This is a genomic window from Candidatus Obscuribacterales bacterium, from assembly GCA_036703605.1.
Taxonomy (GTDB): domain Bacteria; phylum Cyanobacteriota; class Cyanobacteriia; order RECH01; family RECH01; genus RECH01.
Genome location: DATNRH010000119.1, coordinates 1 through 2048 on the forward strand (window position 1 = coordinate 1; position 2048 = coordinate 2048).

Below are 2048 nucleotides of genomic sequence, written 5' to 3' on the forward strand. Positions count from 1 at the left end.
ACCCCCATCGGCATACATCTGACGCTCTACCTCAATAGATTTCGCGGAGAACCAGCTATTTCCCGGCTTGATTGGCCTTTCACCCCTAAACACAGCTCATCCGAGAATTTTTCAACATTCACCGGTTCGGTCCTCCAGTGCGTGTTACCGCACCTTCAACCTGGCCATGCCTAGATCGCCGGGGTTCGGGTCTAATCCAACATACTCAGTCGCCCTATTCAGACTCGCTTTCGCTTCGCCTACACCTAACGGCTTAAGCTCGCATGCTAGATTAAGTCACTGACCCATTATGCAAGAGGTACGCTGTCACCCCCTATGGGGCTCCAACTGCTTGTAAGCATCCGGTTTCAGGTACTGTTTCACTCCCCTAATCGGGGTGCTTTTCACCTTTCCCTCACGGTACTGTGTTCGCTATCGGTCATGTGCGAGTATTTAGGCTTGGAGGGTGGTCCCCCCATGTTCAGACAGGATTTCACGTGTCCCGCCCTACTCAAGTCTTCTTCGATCATTTTTACGTACGGGGCTGTCACCCGCTATGGCCACTCTTTCCAAAGTGTTCCGCTAATTTACGAAGAAGCACTGGCCTGGTCCCGGTTCGCTCGCCACTACTACGGGAATCTCTGTTGATGTCTTTTCCTCCGGGTACTGAGATGTTTCAGTTCCCCGGGTTCGCTTCACCAAGTCTATTTTATTCAACTCGGTGATACCCTATCCACCTCTTTCCGAACCAGATCCAATCCGAAGATTGGGCTGATACGAAAGGAAATGGTGAGGGTGGGTTTCCCCATTCGGAAATCGCCGGATCAAAGATTGCTCACATCTCCCCGACGCTTATCGCAGCGTGCCACGTCCTTCATCGCCTGCACATGCCAAGGCATCCACCAAATGCTCTTACCTCACGCTTGAGAATCCACACCATCAACGACAAACCTGCATAAAAGTTTGAAGTCTAACGATAGTGAGGAAGATATCTCAGCCAGATAATCATTTTGATTGATCTTGTTGTGATGCATAAATCGCGCTGATCTGCCCGAAGGCAAACCTTGCAATCCATGCGCCACGGCATCGATTTAAAAACCCATTCACAATGTCAAAGAGCGGCGACCGAAGTCACCTAACCGCCAAACGCGGTATTCGTTTTCGTTTCATCTATCGGATTGCTTATACCTGGTGGAGCCTATCGGGATCGAACCGATGACCCCCTGCTTGCAAAGCAGGTGCTCTCCCAGCTGAGCTAAGGCCCCGTAAGACCAGGTAAACATGGTAGGCCCGAGTGGATTTGAACCACCGACCTCACCCTTATCAGGGGTGCGCTCTAACCAACTGAGCTACGGGCCTATGCGCCAGCGCGGGCCTCCTTTCCCAATAAAGAAAAGGCACGGCCGCGGGCGGCGTAAGCCAGCTCAGGCAAACAGCAACTCACAAGACTAGCCTGTGAGGCTGTATCCGATTGATGAAAGGACATGAGGACGACGGCAGTGTTCTTTGAAAAGGTGCGAAGCATTCCAACGGCTAGCGCTGGCGCTTTCGTACCAATCCTTAGAAAGGAGGTGATCCAGCCGCAGGTTCCCCTACGGCTACCTTGTTACGACTTCACCCCAGTCGCTGAACCCACCGTGGTTGGCTGCCTCCAGTAAACTGGTTAGCGCACCACCTTCGGGTGAATCCAACTCCCATGGTGTGACGGGCGGTGTGTACAAGGCCTGGGAACGTATTCACCGCGGCATGCTGATCCGCGATTACTAGCGATTCCGCCTTCATGCTCTCGAGTTGCAGAGAACAATCCGAACTGAGATATCTTTTGGAGATTAGCTAACCCTCGCGGGATCGCTGCTCACTGTAGATACCATTGTAGCACGTGTGTAGCCCAGCCTGTAAGGGCCATGAGGACTTGACGTCATCCCCACCTTCCTCCGGCTTATCACCGGCAGTTTCCTTAAAGTGCCCAACTAAATGATGGCAACTAAGGATGAGGGTTGCGCTCGTTGCGGGACTTAACCCAACATCTCACGACACGAGCTGACGACAGCCATGCAGCACCTGTCACT

2 tRNA genes and 2 rRNA genes are annotated in these 2048 nt (G+C 52.6%); all 4 read right to left on the reverse strand.

Annotation, left to right across the window (positions count from 1 at the left end):
- Positions 1 to 908 (reverse strand): 23S ribosomal RNA (locus V6D20_02425); the annotation flags it as partial.
- Between the two features lie 260 nt (positions 909 to 1168).
- Positions 1169 to 1244: transfer RNA gene (locus V6D20_02430), tRNA-Ala, on the reverse strand.
- Positions 1245 to 1261: 17 nt separating this feature from the next.
- A tRNA-Ile gene (locus V6D20_02435) sits at positions 1262 to 1338 on the reverse strand.
- 205 nt (positions 1339 to 1543) lie between these two features.
- Positions 1544 to 2048, reverse strand: a 16S ribosomal RNA gene (locus tag V6D20_02440); the annotation flags it as partial.